This is a genomic window from Saccharopolyspora erythraea (assembly GCF_018141105.1).
GTDB classification, from domain to species: Bacteria; Actinomycetota; Actinomycetes; order Mycobacteriales; family Pseudonocardiaceae; genus Saccharopolyspora_D; species Saccharopolyspora_D erythraea_A.
Genome location: NZ_CP054839.1, coordinates 7,936,852 through 7,953,988, shown reverse-complemented (window position 1 = coordinate 7,953,988; position 17,137 = coordinate 7,936,852). Strand labels below are relative to the sequence as shown.

Sequence of the window (17,137 nt, the reverse complement as noted above, 5' to 3'; positions counted from 1 at the left end):
CAGATACCTCAGGGGTTCGCCTGACGCGCGTAGCGTGGGTCGTGCTACACAGTCGCGCGTCCGGCGAATCGCAAACTCGCACCAGATGTGGAGCCAGTCGTGTCCGAAGACCTGCTGTCGGGGTCGAGCGTGAACAACGAGCAACCGTCCGCCACCTATGCCGCGGCGGGCGTGAGCATCGAGGCGGGTGACCAGGCCGTCGAGCTGATCAAGCCCTGGGCCCAGCGCGCGACCCGGCCCGAGGTGCTGGGCTCGCTCGGCGGCTTCGCCGGGCTGTTCCAGCTCAAGCTGGACCGCTGGAAGGAGCCCGTGCTGGCCTCCTCCACCGACGGCGTGGGCACCAAGCTCGCCGTCGCGCACGCGCTCGACCTGCACGACACCATCGGCATCGACCTGGTGGCCATGGTCGTCGACGACCTGGTCGTCTGCGGTGCCGAACCGCTGTTCCTGCAGGACTACATCGCCGTCGGCAAGGTGGTTCCGGAGCGGGTGGCGGCCGTGGTCAAGGGCATCTCGGAGGGCTGCGTGCAGGCAGGCTGCGCGCTGCTGGGCGGCGAGACCGCCGAGCACCCCGGGCTGATGAGCGAGGGCGAGTACGACGTGTCGGCGACCGGCGTCGGCGTGGTCGAGGCCGACTCGATGCTCGGCCCGGACCGCGTGCGCCCCGGCGACGTGGTGATCGCGATGGGTTCCTCCGGCCTGCACTCCAACGGGTACTCGCTGGCCAGGAAGGTGCTGCTGGACATCGCGCGGATGCCGCTGTCCGGGCACGTCGAGGAGTTCGGCCGCACGCTCGGCGAGGAACTTCTCGAACCCACCCGCATCTACGCCAAGGACTGCCTCGCGCTGGCCGCCGAGGCCGAAGTCCGCACGTTCGCGCACGTCACCGGTGGTGGCCTGGCGGCGAATCTCGCCCGGGTCATCCCGGAGGGCCTGACGGCCGTGCTCGACCGCGGCACCTGGACGCCGGACCCGGTGTTCCGGCTGATCGCCCAGCGCGGCCGGGTCGAGACCTCGGAGATGGAGCAGACGTTCAACATGGGCGTCGGCATGGTCGCCGTGGTCACCGCCGAGGACGTCGACCGCGCGCTGGCGGTGCTCACCGCCCGCCACGTCCCCGCGTGGGTGCTGGGCGAGGTCGCCAAGCAGCCGACGGTCGAGGAGGCCGGCGAGCACGACCGCGTCGTCCTGCGCGGCAACCACCCCCGGTTCTGACCCGGGCCTCCACCTGACGCGACCGGTCGGGCCCGCGCGGAGTCCGTGCAGGCCCGATCGGTGTTTCGTCAGCGCTGCAGCAGCGCCGTCATCTCGTCGATCTCGGCCTGCTGCGAGTCGATGATCCGCTGGGCCATCGCCCTGGCGTCGGGGTTCCGGCCGTCCCGCAGCTCGGTCGCGGCCATGTCCACGGCGCCGCGGTGGTGCTCGATCATCATCCGCAGCCACATCTCGTCGAACGCCGGGCCGCGGGCCTGTTCCAGCACCCGCATGTCGTCGGCGCTCATCATCCCGGCCATGTCGTGACCCATGCCGTCGCCGGACTCCCCGGCGTGGCCGGGCCGGCCGTGCTCGCCGTGCCCCTGCGCGGGCTGCCCGCCCGGGTCGTGGCCTTCGTGACCACCGCTCCCGGCCGCGCCCCACGCCGCCAGCCATCCGCCCAACTGGTCGATCTCGGGCTGCTGTGCGGCGCGGATGCGGTCCGCGAGGCTGACGACGGCGGGGTCGGTGGTACGACTCGGCACCTGGTCGGCCATCTCGATCGCCTGCCGGTGGTGCGGAACCATGCCCTGGGCGAACGCGACGTCTGCCTGGTTGAAGGCGCTCTGCTGCTGTTGCGGAGCGGCGGGTGGTGTCTGGGTCTGGGCCCCGGTCGCGCAACCGGCGGCGAACAGTGCGGAAGCGGCCACCATCGCGGCGGCCAATGAGCGCGTGCTCATCAGAAGTCTCCTCGGGTTGAACTCAGGCGTGTCCGGGCTCCGGTCCGGTGGGAACCGGACCGGCCTGACCCGTCACAGCCGGAGCACCCGCAGGCGGTAGATGTCGGGAACCACGCAGGGCGGCGGGAGGTGCCGCCGCCTGCCGTCGATGAGCCGGTGGAACAGCGTGCGCCGGAACGGGCGGGCGGTTCCCGCCCACCACAGCGCCAGTAGCCCCAGCGCGGCGGCGGCGATGATCGCCAGGCACAGGTGGAGGGAGGAGTGGCCGGAGCCCCGCATGTCGCAGCAGTCCGAGCTCGACCGCTCGTGGTGCTGCTGTTGCGCGTCGTGCGCGCTGTGGACGTGCTCCACGGCGGTCGGTGGCGGCGCCTCGTGCGGCACCGGAAGCTGGTGCATGGCAACGACGCCGAACAGGACGAGCGCGATGAGGACAAGGCGGGTCAGCCCGCCGCCTCGCCGGTTCGTCCGCATGTCCGGGAATTTACCCCCAGGGGGTAAGCGTTGCCGGGTGCGGGGGTGAGCTCATGACGACGGCGTCCAAGGCTTCCTGGTCGGTGGCCGCATCGGCGACCTTGCACTGCCTGACCGGCTGCGCGATCGGCGAGGTCCTCGGCATGGTGATCGGCACCGCACTCGGACTGCACGACGCCACGACCATCGTGCTCGCGGTCGTCCTCGCGTTCGTGTTCGGCTACGCGCTAACCATGCGCGGCGTCCTGCGCACCGGAGTCGGCCTCGCCGCCGCTCTCAAGCTCGCGCTGGCCGCCGACACGCTGTCCATCACGGTCATGGAGATCGTGGACAACGCGGTCATGGTCATCGTTCCCGGCGCGATGGACGCCGGGCCGCTGTCGGTGCTGTTCTGGGCGGCGCTGGCGTTCTCGCTGGCGGTCGCGTTCGTGGTGACCTGGCCGCTGAACAAGTGGATGATCGGCCGTGGCAAGGGCCACGCCGTCGTCCACCACGTTCACCACAACGACTGAACCGCACCGGGAATCATCCGCCGCGCCCGGCCGTTGTACGGGGCGCCGGTGTGCGCGTGCCCCCGGGCTCCAACAAGCGCCTGCTTGGAATACCGTTCGGCTGGAGCCTTGCAGAGCCACCCGCCGAGAGGCGGCCCGCACACCGGCCCTCGCTTCTTCGGCGCTGCGCGCCTTCGCTCGGGCCTCTTTTCCTTGCGGGGGCCGAGCCCCCGCAGGCCCCCACGGTGCGGTGGTCGCTTTGCCCGGTGCTCCTTCAGCTTGTTGAGCGTTCCCGGCCTGGGTTTCGACCAGCCCCAACGTCTTCCGGGCTCGAAACGGCTTTTCCCGGCTCGGATGCCTTCATCCGCTGCTCTGGCCCACTTGCGGGTGGAGAGTGCGCTTGCTGCGTGACGGCTGCACCGTGCGCGGGATTGCCGCTGGGAACGGGAGTTCCGTCGCCGGCAGTGCCGATCCGCTTCAGGTGCCTTGGCCGCGCTGCGCTTGGCCTTGCCCGCAAGGCGTTCGATCCCTGGGCACGACATCGACGCGAGCGGCGGTCGCCGGGTTGGCGGCGCCACTCACGTCGGTCGTCGGATTCGAATAGGGATGTTCATGCCCGTCGGGTGTGCGTCGTGGAGCTCATCGCCGCACACCGGACGGGCATGTGGTGACCACAGCTCGTCAACCCACCCGCCACGGGTTGGATCACGGCGGCTTCCGGCAGCACAGACCACCGAGTGAGCAGCACCTGCGTGCTGCTCACTCGGTGGAGTTGTGCGTCAACGCCGGTAGTCGTCGTACCCGTCGTCGTATGAGTCGTCGCGGTCCTCGTCGGACCGCTCGCCAGGTGACTCCGAGGACAGCTCGCGCTGCAACGCCTCGACGTCCATGGCGGGGGAGCTGTATTTAAGCTCGCGGGCCACCTTCGTCTGCTTGGCCTTAGCCCGGCCGCGCCCCATGGCTCGACCCCCTCGCGCAGGGTGCGCGGGGCGGCCAGGGGAACGGCGGCCCCGCATGATCTCGACAACTTTTCCTGTAACTACCGTACCGTGTCGATGCGGTTCGATGCGACGTGGTGCCTGCACTGAGTCCACGTGTCGTCGGTGACGTACGCCCCACCCCGTCGGTGCGGGTCGGCGCGGTGCCGCCGGGGCGCTGTTCGCGGACCTTCCGGCCGGTCGGTCCGGGGCTCGCGGGGCGCCTCGGCGGCCTGCCGAAGCCGTCCTCACCGGGCATGGGACGATGCTCGCTGTGCCAGAGCCGTTCGTCGCCTACCTGAGGGTGTACGAACCCCTGTCCTCATTCGACTCCCCGCTGCGCGAGGCGCTGGCCTCCGCGGTGCGCAACAGCCCGGTGGAGCCCTTCGAGGCGGGGGTCCGCGAACAGGACGTGTGGTTGCGCAGCCAGGTCGCCGCGCCGCCCCGGCTGCTGCCCGGCGAGTCGCCGGACGGACATGCGCTGGAGGCGCGGGAGGTCATGGTCCTGGAGCCGGAGGACGTCCCCACCGGACCGGCCGCCACCGTGGGACCCGGCCCGCTGGTGTGCCCGATGGACCTGCGCGGCCGGTCGGCCGCGGCGCTGGTCGGTTTCCTCGGTGACGCCGAGATCCCGCTGCGCTCGGCGGTGCTGTCGTTGCCGGTGGAGAAGGCCAGGGTCCACGCCAGCGCGGTGGTCGGGGAGCTCGCGGGCAAGGCGGTGCACGTGCTGTCGTCGACGTGGACGGTCCCGCTGCCCTGGTTCGTGTTGGTCGACCCCACCGAGCGCAGGCTGGTCGCCTCGGCGGACGGCAGCCGCAAGCGGGTCTCCTGGCGGGCTCCGATGGCCGACGCGCGCCGCCGGGTCGCGCGGGCGCACTCGGTGGCGCGGGAGTCGCTCGGCGAGGAGGGTCCGACCAAGATCCTGCGGGAGACCGGCCGCTGGCTGGAGCGCTTCCACCCGCACTCCGCCGTCGAGCTGGACTACGGCGGCCTGGTGCAGATGATGAGCGACAGCGACCTGATGGCCGACACCTCGGCCGAGGACGTGCACGCGATCGTCGACGCGATGGAGTCCGGTGACGCGGGCGAGGTCGGCGAGCGCTACGAGGCCCTGCGCGACTTCTGGTCCGAGTTCGCCGCCCGCGAGCGCTACAACTGAGCGACGCGGCGGCGCTGCTGCCGACCATCTCGGGGAACTCTTCAGAACCTCGGAAGCCTTGTCAATCCGGGATCGCCGACATCGTGAACGTCCATGAGCGATCCCTAGGGGCGGCAGATGATCTCGCCGTTGAGGACGGCGAACCAGCCGTCGGCGGCCTCGGTCCACTCGTGCCACGCGGCGGCCAGCTCGTCGAGCCGCTCCCGCGTGGCCAGTCCGGCGGTGACGGCCTGCTCGGCGAAGGACGACATGCGGACCCGGTCCGCCCACAGGCCGCCCCACCACGCCCGTTCCTCCGGCGTCGCGAAGCACCACGCCGTCGCGGTGCAGGTGACATCGGTGAAGCCGGCCTCCAGCGCCCAGCCCTTGAGCATCCGGCCGCCGTCGGGGTAGGCGTCGTTGTGGTGCGCCACGCGGCGGTAGAGGTCGAGCCAGTCGGCCAGCCCGCTGTTGTCGGGTGACCAGCGCATGCCGCCGTAGTCGGCGTCGCGTGCGGCCACGACGCCGCCGGACCGGCACACCCGGCGCATCTCACGGAGAGCGGCGACCGGGTCGGTGAGGTGTTGCAGCACCTGGTGGGCGTGCACGACGTCGAAGGAGTCGTCGGGGAACGGCAGGTGGTAGACGTCGGCGGTGCGGAACGCGACGTTGGCGGTGCCTCGCGCTTCGGCCTCGGCCCGCGCGGTCCGCAGCGGTTCGTCGACGTTGTCGACGCCGAGGACCGTGCCGGGGCCGACCAGCCCGGCGAGGTCCACTGTGATCGTTCCCGGCCCGCAGCCGACGTCGAGGACGTCCTGGCCGGACCGCAGGTGCGGGATCAGGTAGGCCGCCGAGTTCTCCGCCGTGCGCCAGCGATGCGACCGCAGCACGCTCTCGTGGTGTCCGTGGGTGTACTGATCAGCGCACATGGGCGCGTCCCGAAATGTGAAACGATCGTGTCAACATGCGAACACGTTAGATCGCCAGGCGCTGGTGGCGGAAGTGTCGCGGTGGGTCAGAAGACGTCCGGGAGCAGGCGTGCGGCGCCGACCGGCCGGCCTCCGCCGAGCACCGGCGGTTCGCCCAGCGCGTCGAGCGCGGGGCCGTCCACGCCGAACGCACGCAGCGCCCCGACGGCCACCGGTGCCCTGCCGCGGGCCGCTCCGTCGGCGATCTTCACCGCGACCGCACACCCATCAGGCAGTGCGAAGGCGAAGACGCCCTCCGCGCCCTCTTTGGACAGCAGACCCGGGACCGCCCGCATCAGCTCCGTGTCCAGCCTGCCGGTCCCCGCGACGAGCCAGGGGTGGCCGCGCATCGCGTCCGCCACGCGGCGGCCGAGATCGCCGCTGAGGGCCAGATTCCGGAACATGCGTGCCAATCCGGTGAGCGGCATCGCGAACAGCGGCGCGCCGCAACCGTCCACTGCGGTCACCCGCACCTGCCCACCGCACAGATCCGCCACGGTTTCGCACAACGCCACCTGCAACGGGTGCCGCGGATCCAGGTAGTCCTCAGTGGACCAGCCGCGCAGGACGCACGTGGCGAGCATCGCCGCGTGCTTCCCCGAGCAGTTCATGGTGATCGGCCGCTTGCCGTGGCCCGAAGCGATCAGCTCGTCCCTCGCGCTGTCGAGCAAGGGCCAGTCCGGTGGGCAACCGAGCGCGTCCTCGGCGAGACCGTGCCGGCGCAGCACTTCCCGGGCGCGCCGGACGTGGTCGGGCTCGCCGTTGTGGGACGCGGCGGCGAGCGCGACGTCGGCGTCGTCGGGCAGCTCCAGCCCCGCCCGCAGCATGCCGACGACCTGCGCGGGCTTGTTCGAGGAGCGCGGGTACATCGGCGAGTCCACATCGCCCACCGCGCGCAGAACCGAGCCGTCGGAGCCCAGCACGACGACCGAGCCGTGGTGCAGGCCCTCGCGCATGCCGTCGCGGACGACCTCGACCAGCGGGACCGGGCGGTTCACGACCGGACCCGGTGGGTCGGTGGTTCGGCCGGGTCCACCGGCCCGCCGGTCCTCACGACTTGTCGCGTTCCTCCGCCAGGAGCTGGTCGACCGAGGCCGCGCCCTCCCGGTAGCGGCGGGCGATCTCGGCGTTGAGCCGGTCGACGACCTGCTGCACCTCGCGGCGCCGCGCCGACACCGAGTCCTCCTCGGCGGTGTAGTGGTGCAGCGTGGTGTCGAGCTTGGCGTCCGACAGCGACATCACGTCGGAGAGGTCGACGTCGGAGACCAGCGCCTCGACGTGCCTGCGGTGCGCCTCGGCCCGCGACGGCTCGATCGTCTGGTACCGCCCGGAACCGGCGGCCGGGCCGACCGCGTTGTCGGACAGGATGTTGACCAGCTGCTCGACCACCGAGGCGGAGCCGCCATCGCGCCGCCTGCGCTGCTCTGCGCGCACGATGTCGATCCGCGCGTGCAGCACCCTGCGCAGGTAGGAGAGGTCGGTCTCCTCCTGCGCGGCCTCGTCGCGAAGCCCGCGGACCTCGCCCAGCTCGCGTTCCTCGATGCCACTGGCGTAATCCGGGGACAGGACCCTGTCGATTCGGCGCCGTCCACCCGGGCGGACTTCGATCACGTGTCCATCCTCCGGTAACTCGTGCGTACCCGCCAGCACTTCCGCTGACCTCGTCCGGGCACTGCTGTCAGGTGAGGACCTCCGCGGCGTCGGCCAGCGGAGGTCGTTGGGCGATCTTGGCCAGTCCGGCGGCACGCGCGACGAGCTGCGCGTTGTCGCGGGCCGGGGTGTCCTCGGCGTACTCGGTGGTGTCGGCCAGCCCGACCCGCAGGTGACCGCCCGCGGCGAGCGCCGCCAGCATCACCGGCATGCTCGCGTCTCCCGCACCGGCCGCGGTGTAGGAGACCCCTTCGGGCAGCAGATCCAGCGCCGCCGAGAACGTCCGCACGTCACCAGGCATACCCTGCCCGTCAAACACCAGCACCACGTGCGAGGCGTCCGGGGGCAGCTTGCGCAGCTCGTCGAGGCTGGTCGCCTCGTAGTGGACGGCCGTGCCCAGCGCGGCGGCCCGCGCCCGGAGGTCGTCGGCGAACCCGTCGGGTGCGCCGAGCGGGCAGACGACGATGTCGGCTCCGGAGTCCAGCAGCGCGCCCAGCGGCTCGGACCGGGCGTGCGCGGTGATGCGGATGAGCTGCGTCGACCGCTCCCGCACCGCCATCACCACGTCGGCGAGGACGGTGTCGGCCCGCGGGAACAGGTCGACCACCGACGCGCCGACGCGCTCGCAGTCGGCCACCGAGCGGGCGACCTCCTCCGGCGAGACCGGCAGACCCGGTACGTCGTCGGCGGAGTGCACCCCCGTCGGTGCCACGGACAGGACCGTGCCGTTCGGCAGAGCTGTCATGCCGTCGATACTGGCACAGCGCGGCCCCGGCGCGCGGGGATCGTCCGCACCACTCGGCTCCACCGGCGGCGCCGGGCGGCGGCCGGCGCGGGCGCGCGGCGGATGATCAGCGGCCCTTCAGGCCCTGCGCGGCGATCCTCCCCGGCGGCTCGCCGGTGTCCGGCGGGACCGAGTCGGGGTCGACGGCCGCGGCTACCGCCCGGTCCTGCTCCGGGTCGCCCGCCACCAGCTCGGTGTCCACCGGTGCGGTGCGCTTGAGCAGCGCCAGCGCGACCGGGCCCAGCTCGTGGTGCAGGACCACCGTCCCGACCCGGCCGACCTTGCGCTCCCCGTGCCACACCGGATCACCGGTCTCCGGCCGGATCTCCACCGAGCCGTCCAGGTGCAGCAGCACCATCCGCCGCGGCGGCTTGCCGACGTTGTGCACCTTGGACACGGTCTCCTGACCGCGGTAGCAGCCCTTGGCAACGTGTGCGGCGACGTGCACCCAGCCCAGTTCGTGCGGGATCGCGCGGTCGTCGGTCTCGAATCCGACCCTCGGACGCAGCGCCTCGACCCGCAGCGCGTCGTAGGCCATCGTCCCGGCCGGACGCACGCCCGCGTCGGTCAGCTTCGTCCACCACTCGACCAGGTCCGCGCGCGGCACCACCAGGTCGGCGGTGAACAGCCCGCGGAACGGGACCGTCCGGACGAACCCGCCGCCCGGCAGGCCGGCGACCTCGTCGCCTCCGGACGGGACGGTCGCGAACTTCGACAGGAGCTGGGCGGCGTCCGGGCCGATGACCGACAGCAGCGCGAACTCCTCGCTCGCGTCGCGCGGCTCGACCTTGGACCAGAACCGCATCGCCTCCAGGTACTCCAGCAGCGACTGCCTGCCGTCCACGCCGAGGCTCGGCAACGCGCTGGTCGCCTGCGCGCCCGGCTCGGTGTCCAGGTACACGACGCCCTCGTGGTGGGCGACCATCACGTGGCAGTCGACGTGGCCGTGGCTGTCCAGCACCAGCGCCTCGGTGGCCCGGCCGTCCGGGAGCTCGGTCATGTGCTGCGACAGGACCAGGTGCAGCCAGCTCAGCCGCTCCTCGCCGGGCACCGCGATCACCTGCCGGTGCGACCGGTCGACCACCACGGCCGACCTGGTCGCGGAGCGCTGCTCGGCGAACGGGTCGCCGAAGTGCCACGGCACTCCGGGGTCCGCCGAGTCGTCCGGCGGCGGGACCGCGCCGGGCAGCTCCAGCAAGGGTGAGTTCATCGACGCTCCTCGACGTGGGGGGTTGCTTCGCGGCACTTGCGGCACACACCGGACAACGCCAGGTGCGTGGCGTCCAGGGTGAAGCCGCGCGCCGCGTCGAGCCGGTCGGCGAGGTCGCCGAGCAGCTCGGTCGGGACCTCGTCGATGTCGTCGCAGCGGTGGCACACCAGGTGCACGTGCTCGTGCTCTTCGACCGAGTAGGTGGGTGCGCCGTGCCCGAGGTGGGTGTGGCGGACCAGCCCGAGCTCCTCCAGCAGGTCCAGCGCCCGGTAGACGGTGGTGATGTTGATCGTCGCGGCGGTGCCCTGGACCCGTTTGCAGACCTGCTCCGGCGTGGCGTGCTCCAGCTCGCGCACCGCGTCCAGCACGAGCTGGCGCTGCGGGGTCATCCGCATGCCGCGCTGGTGCAGGGTGCTGCGCAGCGATCCCCGGTCTGTCACTGCCTGCTCCTGTGTTCGGCGCGTCGGCTTGGCCTCATCGATCGTAACTCCGCGCAGCCGCGGACCGGGTCGCAGCCGGATGCCGCCGGTCGGGATCGCGCCGGAGGTCCTAGGCTGCGCTCATGCGCGTACTGGCACTTCTAGACGGGACCCTGGCCGATCCGGAGGCGCCGCTGCTGCGCGCTGACGACCTCAGCGTGATGCGCGGGGACGGCGTCTTCGAGACGATCCTGGTCGCCGACCGCAAGCCGCGGGAGCTCGGGCCGCACCTGGACCGGCTGGAGCGCTCCGCCCGGCTGCTCGAGATGCGGCTGCCGGAGCGGTCCGCGTGGGAGCGCGCGGTGGACGCCGTGATCGACAACTGGCCGTGGGAGACCGACGGGCAGATGGCGCTCAAGCTGGTCTGCTCGCGCGGCGTCGACGGCGGTGACGGCACCCCCTCGGCTTTCGCGATGGGCATGCAGATCGGGCCGGACACGATCCGCAAGCGCCGGGACGGCGTGTCCGTGGCGACCCTGGACCGCGGCATCGCGCCCGACCTGATGGAGCGCGCCCCCTGGCTGCTGCTGTCGGCCAAGACCCTGTCCTACGCGGTCAACATGGCCGCGATGCGGGAGGCTGAGTCCCGAGGCGCCGACGAGGTCATCTTCGTGGCCACCGACGGCACGGTCCTGGAGGGACCGACCTCCACCGTCGTGCTCGCCAAGGGCCGCACCCTCTACACCACTCCGCCCAGCACCGGCATCCTGCGGGGCACCACGCAGGGCGCGGTGTTCCGCGCCGCGGAGGAGGCGGGCTGGCAGACCCGGGTGGAGACCTTCCCCGCCGAGGAGCTGCTGCGGGCCGACGGGCTCTGGCTGGCCTCCAGCGTCCGGCTGCTCACCCAGGTGCACACCGTCGACGGCACCCGCATCGCCGCCGACGCCGACCTGCACGCCGAGCTCAGCAAGCTCTACGAGTCGAACTACTGAGCCCGCTCGGCGGCTGTCTTCGAACTCACCACGAGGGTGGGCCAAGCGGCCGGTGCCGCTTCGAAGATCAAAGACAGGCTGCCGGCACGAAGGGCCCGCTCGCGCACGAGCGGGCCCTTCGCGGGTTCCGAGGGGATCAGCCGACGACGCGGTCCAGCTTGGCCGACAGGCGCGGCTGGAGCTCGTGCTCGGAGGTCGCGCGCTCCTCGACGTAGGCCAGCGCACCCTCCACGACGCCGTAGAGGCGGCTCGCGGCGGTGGCGTCCTCGGCGCTGGGCGTGCGGATCACCGCGTCGGTGGCGAACTCCCAGGTGGTCTGGTTGCGCGGCTTGCCGAAGAACATCTCCGAGACGCCACCCGCGTGCACCAGCAGGAACTCGATGGTGTCGTCGGCCTGCGGGCGCAGCCAGCCGACCTCGCGGAAGTCGGGCGCGACGACCTCACCGCCCTCGCGGTCGAGGCGCCATGCGCGGCTCTCGTAGAACACGAACGGCCGCCCGTCGTGGGCGAAGGTCACCTGCTGGCGGAACCAGTACGACTCCGGCAGCGCAGGGTGCTTGGCCTCGCCGTCGCCGCGCCACACGCCGACGAGCGGCAGCAGCGCCAGGCACGCCTGGTTCAGCTCCGCGCCGAGCCGCAGGTTCGCGGTGTCGCCGACGCCGGGCAGGTCGTCGAACTGCGGGACGTTGCGCCCGCGGGTCTGCTCGGCGCGCTCGGCGGCGGCCTGCACGGCCGCGTCGCCCGAGCCGCGCTCCGGCTGGTCACTCGAAGTCATCGGACGAAGGTTACCTGGTCAGGAGCTCAGTCGTTGTAGAGGCGGTACACCACGTAGAAGGCGAACCACAGCACCGCGATGGTGGCGAGGCCGAGCATGCCGACGAGCGAGTAGTGCAGGAAAGCAATCAGGTCCACGTGCAAGAGGATAACCACCGCGAGGCCCCGGTGGGGTGTGGCGTCGGGCATGATCTGGGGCGACGCATCAGGTGAGGAACTGGACGGAACTGATGGACTTCGACACCCTGCGCGAGCGGGCGCTGGCCTACCGGGAGGACCTGCTCGCCCGCAAGGAGAAGATCGCGCCCGCCGAGTTCGGCTGGTACCCGTACGACACGATGGCCAACATCCTGCACCTGGACGCGCTGCTGTCCGGGCCGCGGCGCTCGGTGTTCGACTCCATCGCGGGCGGCCGCGTCGCCGACATCGGCGCGGCCGACGGCGACTTCGGTTTCTTCCTGGAGTCCGAGCTCGGCTGCCAGGTCGACCTGATCGACAACGCGCCGACGAACTTCAACGGCCTGCGCGGCGCCCGCAGGCTGGTGGAGGAGCTGTCGTCGTCCACGCGGGTGCACGAGATCGACCTGGACAGCCAGTTCGACCTGCCCGCCGAGCACTACCACGCGGTGTTCTTCCTCGGGCTGCTCTACCACCTGAAGAACCCGTTCTACGTGCTGGAGGCGCTGTCGGCGCGGGCCGACCTGTGCTTCGTCTCCACCCGGATCGCCCAGCTCGCCCCCGACCACCAGACGCGGCTGAAGGACCAGCCGGTGGCCTACCTGCTGGACCCGCGGGAGGCCAACAACGACGCCACCAACTTCTGGATCTTCTCCGAGACCGGCCTGCGCAGGCTGTTCGACCGCACCGGCTGGGACGTGCTCGACTTCGTCACCGTCGGCTGCACCGAGGGCTCGGACCCGGCGGCCCAGGACCGCGACGAGCGCGCCTTCGCGCTGCTGCACTCCAAGGCCGCCGCGGGCCGCTGAGTGCCTGTCTGCGCACTCACCTCGCGCAGCGGTTCCGGTGGCGGAAACAACAGGCGCTGAGACGCCGAAGGGGCCGGTGCCGCGATCGGCACCGGCCCCTTCTCGGCCTGCTCCAGCCGTCAGGCCACCGCGATGTCCACCGGGTGGACGCCCGGGCCCTCGGCCGAGACGTCGGCCTGGCCCTTGCCGTCCCGGTGCAGCGCGCGGACGGTCCAGCTGCCCGGCGCCGCGTAGAAGGTGAATTCGCCCTCGGCCGACGACACGACCTCGGCGGTGAACTCGCCGGAGCCGTCCAGCAGCCGGACGAACGCACCGCCCACCGGCTGGTCACCGGCGCGCACCTTGCCGGTCACCACCACCTGGTCGGTGTCGGCGGCGACCGTCGTGGTGCCCTGCTGCGGCGCACCGCATCCGTTGGCGCTCATGCTCACGCTCCCTGTTCCTGGGGGTTCTCGATCGGCACGCCGACCAGCGAGCCGTACTCGGTCCACGAACCGTCGTAGTTCTTGACGTTGGTGTGCCCGAGCAGTTCCCGGAGCACGAACCAGGTGTGCGACGAACGCTCCCCGATCCGGCAGTAGGCGATGGTGTCCTTGCCGGTGTCCAGCCCGGCCTCGCCGTAGACCTGCTTCAGCTCCTCGTCGGACTTGAAGGTGCCGTCCTCGTTGGCAGCCTTGCTCCACGGCACGTTGATCGCCGACGGGATGTGGCCGGCGCGCTGCGCGGACTCCTGCGGCAGGTGCGCCGGGGCCAGCAGCTTGCCTGCGAACTCGTCAGGCGACCGCACGTCGACGAGGTTCTTGTTGCCGATCGCGTCGACGACCTCGTCGCGGAAGGCGCGGATGGAGGCGTCGGGCTCCTGCGCCTTGTAGGCGGTGGCGGCCCGGTTCGGCTCCTCCTTGGTCAGCTCGCGGCCGTCGAGCTCCCACTTCTTGCGGCCGCCGTCGAGCAGCTTGACGTCGGAGTGCCCGTACAGCTTGAAGTACCAGTAGGCGTAGGCGGCGAACCAGTTGTTGTTGCCGCCGTAGAGGATCACGGTGTCGTCGTTGCCGATGCCCTTGGCGGACAGCAGCTTCTCGAAGCCCTCCCGGTTGACGAAGTCGCGGCGGACGTGGTCCTGCAGCTCGTTCTTCCAGTCCAGCTTGATGGCCCCGGGGATGTGACCGCCGTCGTAGGCGGTCGTGTCCTCGTCCACCTCCGCGAACACGACACCGTCGGTGTTCAGGTTCTGCTCGGCCCAATCGGTGGAGACCAGGACCTCTTCACGACTCATCGAGCGACTCCTTCTTCCAATCTCGTCGGTTATCGAGTGTCTGTTGTGGACAGTCCGGCCGGTGCGAACCGACGGAGCACCAGGTACATCTGGCAGCCGAGGCAGTAGCCGAACGCCGCGTTGAGCAGTGCCGCCACCAGCGCCAACGCGTTCGCCACGAGGCCGGGCGAAGTCCAGCCCGCGGCATAGGCGACCGTCGCGACCAGCGTGAACACGAACCCGACCCCCTGCGAGAACCGCACCGGCGCGGGGTCCTCGCGCTCGGCCTCGGCGACCGGGGACAGCCGTGGCTGCACGGCCTGCCGGTACACGTAGCCCCAGGGGTTCAGCCGCATCCCGATGAACGCGCACATCGCGAAGAGGACGGTCTGCGCGGCCAGCACGCGCCAGCTCGCGGTCACCAGGCCGAGTGCGAGGATCACGCTGGTCAACGCTGCGGTGAAGCGAACCCCGCGGGGGTCCAGAGTTCCGGCGGACATGGAGGGCCCTTTCGGTGACCGTTGGACTTGCTTGCCAGCTCGTCAGGCGGTGGGATGCCTACCCCCGCAGGGGCACAACCGCGCAAGCGCCGTGGACATCCGCACTACCGCCCGGTCAGTGCCTCCAACACAGGCTGCTGCACACGCGGCAGTAGTCCACCGCGCGCCTTCTGGTCAGCAGAACGTGCACGAGCGCGAGGTTACTCCGGAGACCGGGTGTCGGAAAGGATGTTCACCAGGTGAGACGCCCGTGGGCCGACCGGGCGTCCGGAAACCGCCGTTCAGAGGGGCCGCGGCGGGTGTGGGCGGGGTGGGAGGCGGGCAGCCGTTCGGCCGAAGCGCGGGGGGTCGGGGCGGTCAGGCCAGCAGGGGCCGCAACGCCGCGTCCAGCTCGTCGCGGCGGGGCACGCCGCCGACCCGGAAGACCTCCCGGCCCGCGCCGTCGAGCACCAGCGTCGTGGGCGTGCGGTGCACGCCGAGCGGCGTCGACCACTCCGGGTGGTCGGTGAGGTCGACCTCGACGTGGCGTACGCCCTCGGTGCGCCCCACGAAGTCGGCGAGCAGGATCCTGGTGTGTCTGCACGGCGCGCAGAAGGTGGTGGAGAACTGCAGCAGCGTCACCGGCGCCGCGGGCTCGTCGTCGAGCCGCGTGCGCAGCTCCTCGGGCAGCTTGTCGTACAAGGTCACCTCGGCTCCGCCTTCCCGGACGCGCACCCTGCCCTCGCGGCCGCGCCACACCAGCCCGAAGACCAGCGCGACCACCACCGCGCCGAGCAGCGCCCACACCCCGGAGGTCATCCCGTCGTCATCCCGCCCGGGCCGATCGTCACGTTGGCCGCGCTGCCTTCCACGATCAGCGCGCCCCGCTCGACGCCCACCGCCGTCGGCGTGACCTCGAACGGCAGCAGTCCCGGGTCGAGGCTGGTGTTGAACTGCTCCAGCACCGAGCGCTCGAAGACCTCCGGCAGCGGGATCTCGCCGTAGGAACCGGTGACGATGTCGAGCTTGCGCGGCTCGATCTTGAGCTGGCCGTTGAGCAGCGACAGCACCGCGATCACCTTGACCTTGGTCTGCTCCCCGGCGATGTTGACCGACCCGTCGAGCTGCACGGTGGTCCGGGTCCGGTCGACGGTGCTGCTGGGACCGCTCTGCTCGGCGTCGCCCGAGCCGTCCGAGGAGCCGTCCTCGCTGGTGAGGGCGTCCTTGGGAGCCGGGTTGATCGTCAGGTCGGTGATACCGATGAAGCGGCCGACGTCGGAGGCCTTGAGCTTGACCCGCCCGACCAGCTCGTCGACCTGGATGCGGTCGGCCTTGCCCGCGACCACATCGGGCGTGGAGACGCGCGCGTGGTGCAGGTCGGCCTCGATGCCGACCTCGCTGAGCTGGCCGACCTTCACCGCCTGCGCGGCGAGCTGCACGTCCCGGAAGTCGCCGACCGCCGCCTGGTAGAGGAACGGGAAGCCGTTGATGCGCACCGAGGGGTCCTCGTTGAGGGCCAGTTGCTGGCGCATCTTCTTCGACACCTGGTACTCCGCGATCGCGGCCGCGCCGAAGTCGGCGGCCACCAGCAGGCCGATGACGATGACGAGCGTGATGGCGAGCTTCTTCACGGCGAGCGTCGTCCGTTCCTGTCGGGTCCGTGGCGCTGGTGCAGCCTGGACGATGTCCCGCCTCGGCGGCAACCACGATCGTGTGAAGTCACTTTATCGGCAGCTCGCGCACCGGATCGGCAGCCCACGCGGCGATGCGGTCGACGAGGCCGGGTGTGGCGGCGCTCTCGGCGTGGCGCATGCCCGGCTCCAGCCACAGCTCGGCGCGGGCGGTCTCGGCGAGCGCGACCGCGTCCGAGACCGGGAAGTAGTGGTCGTCGGCACCGTGCACGACCAGCGCCGGGGTCGGCGGCACCCGGCCGGCGAGCTCGATCGGCGAGATCGGCACGTCCTGCCACGGCGGCGCCAGCCGCACGCCGATCAGCCGGGCGCTCCACCGGCCGTGCGGCTGCTCCAGCAGCCAGTGCACGCGGCGCATGGCCGCGGTGTCGCGCACCCACCAGCGCGCCGGGCTGCTCACTGCGACCACGGCGTCCGGCCGGTCGGCGGGGCCGGACAGCGCGGTCTGGCGCAGCACGACCGACCCGCCGAGGGAGAAGCCGACGGTGACCACGCGGCGGCAGCCGAGCGCGCGCATGTGCGCCACCGCGGCGGCGATGTCCAGCGCCTCGGCGGGGCCGACGGTGGTGCGCCCGCCGGAGCGCCCGTGCCCCCGGAAGTCGATGCCCAGCACCGGCGCGTGCGCGCTGAACCGCCGCAACACGCGACGAACCCACGGCTTGCGGATGTGGTTGGTGAAACCGTGACCGACCACGACGCCGACCTCGGCCGGCAGCCCGGGACCGGTGTACAGCAACCCCTCCAGCGCGGTACCGTCCGCGGCGGTCAGCGCCACCGCGCGGGTACGACACACGCCCGTAACCTGCGTTCGCTTTCTGTTCACAATTGTGACCCGGATAGCTCGACCTGGGCTTTTCCCAGGTGTTTCGGTTATTCTCCTAGCCATCCACAGGCAACGAAGCCGGGTCGCCCGCTGGTTCT

21 protein-coding genes are annotated in these 17,137 nt (G+C 71.6%); 5 read left to right on the top strand and 16 right to left on the bottom strand.

Features of this window, described 5'->3' with window-relative positions; genetic code table 11:
- Positions 1-99 precede the first annotated feature (99 nt).
- Entirely contained in the window at positions 100-1,215 is a 1,116-nt protein-coding gene (gene purM / locus HUO13_RS35850; protein ID WP_249124315.1) for a phosphoribosylformylglycinamidine cyclo-ligase, read from the top strand.
- A gap of 68 nt (positions 1,216-1,283) precedes the next feature.
- Here purM and HUO13_RS35845 read toward each other — a convergent pair whose 3' ends face one another.
- On the bottom strand, positions 1,284-1,934 hold the full coding sequence (locus tag HUO13_RS35845) for a DUF305 domain-containing protein (RefSeq protein WP_211899266.1): 651 nt from the start codon (positions 1,932-1,934) through the stop codon (positions 1,284-1,286).
- Positions 1,935-2,006: 72 nt separating this feature from the next.
- Positions 2,007-2,405, bottom strand: coding sequence for a DUF6153 family protein (locus HUO13_RS35840; RefSeq protein WP_211899265.1), 399 nt, complete (start codon positions 2,403-2,405; stop codon positions 2,007-2,009).
- A gap of 53 nt (positions 2,406-2,458) precedes the next feature.
- Between HUO13_RS35840 and HUO13_RS35835 the strand changes: the two genes are divergently transcribed.
- A complete protein-coding gene (locus HUO13_RS35835) occupies positions 2,459-2,917 on the top strand; it encodes a DUF4396 domain-containing protein (RefSeq protein ID WP_211899264.1) in 459 nt (152 codons plus the stop codon).
- Between the two features lie 758 nt (positions 2,918-3,675).
- Here the strand turns inward: HUO13_RS35835 and HUO13_RS35830 are convergent.
- On the bottom strand, positions 3,676-3,855 hold the full coding sequence (locus tag HUO13_RS35830; protein ID WP_009949167.1) for a DUF3073 domain-containing protein: 180 nt from the start codon (positions 3,853-3,855) through the stop codon (positions 3,676-3,678).
- A 292-nt stretch (positions 3,856-4,147) separates the two neighbouring features.
- Between HUO13_RS35830 and HUO13_RS35825 the strand changes: the two genes are divergently transcribed.
- Entirely contained in the window at positions 4,148-5,032 is an 885-nt protein-coding gene (locus tag HUO13_RS35825) for a hypothetical protein (protein ID WP_211899263.1), read from the top strand.
- Between the two features lie 104 nt (positions 5,033-5,136).
- Here HUO13_RS35825 and HUO13_RS35820 read toward each other — a convergent pair whose 3' ends face one another.
- From HUO13_RS35820 to HUO13_RS35795, 6 genes are all read right to left on the bottom strand, one after another.
- Positions 5,137-5,940 (bottom strand): methyltransferase domain-containing protein, encoded by an 804-nt coding sequence (locus HUO13_RS35820; RefSeq protein ID WP_211899262.1) that lies wholly within the window; start codon positions 5,938-5,940, stop codon positions 5,137-5,139.
- A gap of 86 nt (positions 5,941-6,026) precedes the next feature.
- Positions 6,027-6,977 carry an asparaginase gene (locus HUO13_RS35815; protein ID WP_211899261.1) on the bottom strand — a complete coding sequence of 317 codons (951 nt, stop codon included), beginning with the start codon at positions 6,975-6,977 and terminating at the stop codon, positions 6,027-6,029.
- Between the two features lie 52 nt (positions 6,978-7,029).
- Positions 7,030-7,590, bottom strand: a complete 561-nt coding sequence (locus HUO13_RS35810; protein ID WP_211899260.1) for an aerial mycelium formation protein — start codon at positions 7,588-7,590, stop codon at positions 7,030-7,032.
- 67 nt (positions 7,591-7,657) lie between these two features.
- Complete coding sequence (locus tag HUO13_RS35805; RefSeq protein WP_211899259.1) at positions 7,658-8,374, bottom strand: 3-keto-5-aminohexanoate cleavage protein; 717 nt, start codon at positions 8,372-8,374, stop codon at positions 7,658-7,660.
- 106 nt (positions 8,375-8,480) lie between these two features.
- Positions 8,481-9,623, bottom strand: coding sequence for a YgfZ/GcvT domain-containing protein (locus HUO13_RS35800; protein WP_211899258.1), 1,143 nt, complete (start codon positions 9,621-9,623; stop codon positions 8,481-8,483).
- The gene (locus HUO13_RS35795) at positions 9,620-10,063 is read right to left on the bottom strand and encodes a Fur family transcriptional regulator (protein WP_211899257.1); all 444 of its coding nucleotides are present in this window, start codon (positions 10,061-10,063) and stop codon (positions 9,620-9,622) included. Before HUO13_RS35795 ends, HUO13_RS35800 begins: the two co-directional genes overlap by 4 nt.
- Positions 10,064-10,185: 122 nt before the next feature.
- On the opposite strand from HUO13_RS35795, the gene HUO13_RS35790 reads away from it, so the two are divergent.
- Positions 10,186-11,034, top strand: coding sequence for an aminodeoxychorismate lyase (locus tag HUO13_RS35790; RefSeq protein WP_211899256.1), 849 nt, complete (start codon positions 10,186-10,188; stop codon positions 11,032-11,034).
- A gap of 136 nt (positions 11,035-11,170) precedes the next feature.
- On the opposite strand, the gene HUO13_RS35785 is transcribed toward HUO13_RS35790, so the two are convergent.
- Complete coding sequence (locus HUO13_RS35785) at positions 11,171-11,809, bottom strand: FABP family protein (RefSeq protein WP_211899255.1); 639 nt, start codon at positions 11,807-11,809, stop codon at positions 11,171-11,173.
- Between the two features lie 229 nt (positions 11,810-12,038).
- Here HUO13_RS35785 and HUO13_RS35780 point away from each other — a divergent pair, with 229 nt between their 5' ends.
- On the top strand, positions 12,039-12,794 hold the full coding sequence (locus HUO13_RS35780; protein ID WP_211899254.1) for a class I SAM-dependent methyltransferase: 756 nt from the start codon (positions 12,039-12,041) through the stop codon (positions 12,792-12,794).
- Between the two features lie 119 nt (positions 12,795-12,913).
- On the opposite strand, the gene HUO13_RS35775 is transcribed toward HUO13_RS35780, so the two are convergent.
- From HUO13_RS35775 to HUO13_RS35750, 6 genes are all read right to left on the bottom strand, one after another.
- On the bottom strand, positions 12,914-13,219 hold the full coding sequence (locus HUO13_RS35775) for a DUF1416 domain-containing protein (protein ID WP_211899253.1): 306 nt from the start codon (positions 13,217-13,219) through the stop codon (positions 12,914-12,916).
- 2 nt (positions 13,220-13,221) lie between these two features.
- Positions 13,222-14,067 carry a sulfurtransferase gene (locus HUO13_RS35770; RefSeq protein WP_211899252.1) on the bottom strand — a complete coding sequence of 282 codons (846 nt, stop codon included), beginning with the start codon at positions 14,065-14,067 and terminating at the stop codon, positions 13,222-13,224.
- Positions 14,068-14,096: 29 nt separating this feature from the next.
- Positions 14,097-14,546, bottom strand: coding sequence for a DUF4395 domain-containing protein (locus HUO13_RS35765; protein ID WP_211899251.1), 450 nt, complete (start codon positions 14,544-14,546; stop codon positions 14,097-14,099).
- Between the two features lie 357 nt (positions 14,547-14,903).
- The gene (locus tag HUO13_RS35760) at positions 14,904-15,344 is read right to left on the bottom strand and encodes a TlpA family protein disulfide reductase (RefSeq protein ID WP_211899250.1); all 441 of its coding nucleotides are present in this window, start codon (positions 15,342-15,344) and stop codon (positions 14,904-14,906) included.
- Positions 15,341-16,156, bottom strand: coding sequence for an LmeA family phospholipid-binding protein (locus HUO13_RS35755; protein WP_211899249.1), 816 nt, complete (start codon positions 16,154-16,156; stop codon positions 15,341-15,343). The genes HUO13_RS35760 and HUO13_RS35755 overlap by 4 nt, the downstream gene beginning before the upstream one ends.
- An 88-nt stretch (positions 16,157-16,244) precedes the next feature.
- Positions 16,245-17,009, bottom strand: a complete 765-nt coding sequence (locus HUO13_RS35750) for an alpha/beta hydrolase family protein (RefSeq protein WP_211899248.1) — start codon at positions 17,007-17,009, stop codon at positions 16,245-16,247.
- Positions 17,010-17,137 lie beyond the last annotated feature (128 nt).

Coding starts and splice junctions, on each gene's coding strand:
- HUO13_RS35845 (WP_211899266.1), bottom strand. CDS start 1,934: ATGAGCACGCGCTCATTGGCCGCCGCGATGGTGGCCGCTTCCGCACTG.
- HUO13_RS35840 (WP_211899265.1), bottom strand. CDS start 2,405: ATGCGGACGAACCGGCGAGGCGGCGGGCTGACCCGCCTTGTCCTCATC.
- HUO13_RS35835 (WP_211899264.1), top strand. CDS start 2,459: ATGACGACGGCGTCCAAGGCTTCCTGGTCGGTGGCCGCATCGGCGACC.
- HUO13_RS35830 (WP_009949167.1), bottom strand. CDS start 3,855: ATGGGGCGCGGCCGGGCTAAGGCCAAGCAGACGAAGGTGGCCCGCGAG.
- HUO13_RS35820 (WP_211899262.1), bottom strand. CDS start 5,940: ATGTGCGCTGATCAGTACACCCACGGACACCACGAGAGCGTGCTGCGG.
- HUO13_RS35805 (WP_211899259.1), bottom strand. CDS start 8,374: ATGACAGCTCTGCCGAACGGCACGGTCCTGTCCGTGGCACCGACGGGG.
- HUO13_RS35800 (WP_211899258.1), bottom strand. CDS start 9,623: ATGAACTCACCCTTGCTGGAGCTGCCCGGCGCGGTCCCGCCGCCGGAC.
- HUO13_RS35790 (WP_211899256.1), top strand. CDS start 10,186: ATGCGCGTACTGGCACTTCTAGACGGGACCCTGGCCGATCCGGAGGCG.
- HUO13_RS35785 (WP_211899255.1), bottom strand. CDS start 11,809: ATGACTTCGAGTGACCAGCCGGAGCGCGGCTCGGGCGACGCGGCCGTG.
- HUO13_RS35780 (WP_211899254.1), top strand. CDS start 12,039: ATGGACTTCGACACCCTGCGCGAGCGGGCGCTGGCCTACCGGGAGGAC.
- HUO13_RS35775 (WP_211899253.1), bottom strand. CDS start 13,219: ATGAGCGCCAACGGATGCGGTGCGCCGCAGCAGGGCACCACGACGGTC.
- HUO13_RS35770 (WP_211899252.1), bottom strand. CDS start 14,067: ATGAGTCGTGAAGAGGTCCTGGTCTCCACCGATTGGGCCGAGCAGAAC.
- HUO13_RS35765 (WP_211899251.1), bottom strand. CDS start 14,546: ATGTCCGCCGGAACTCTGGACCCCCGCGGGGTTCGCTTCACCGCAGCG.
- HUO13_RS35760 (WP_211899250.1), bottom strand. CDS start 15,344: ATGACCTCCGGGGTGTGGGCGCTGCTCGGCGCGGTGGTGGTCGCGCTG.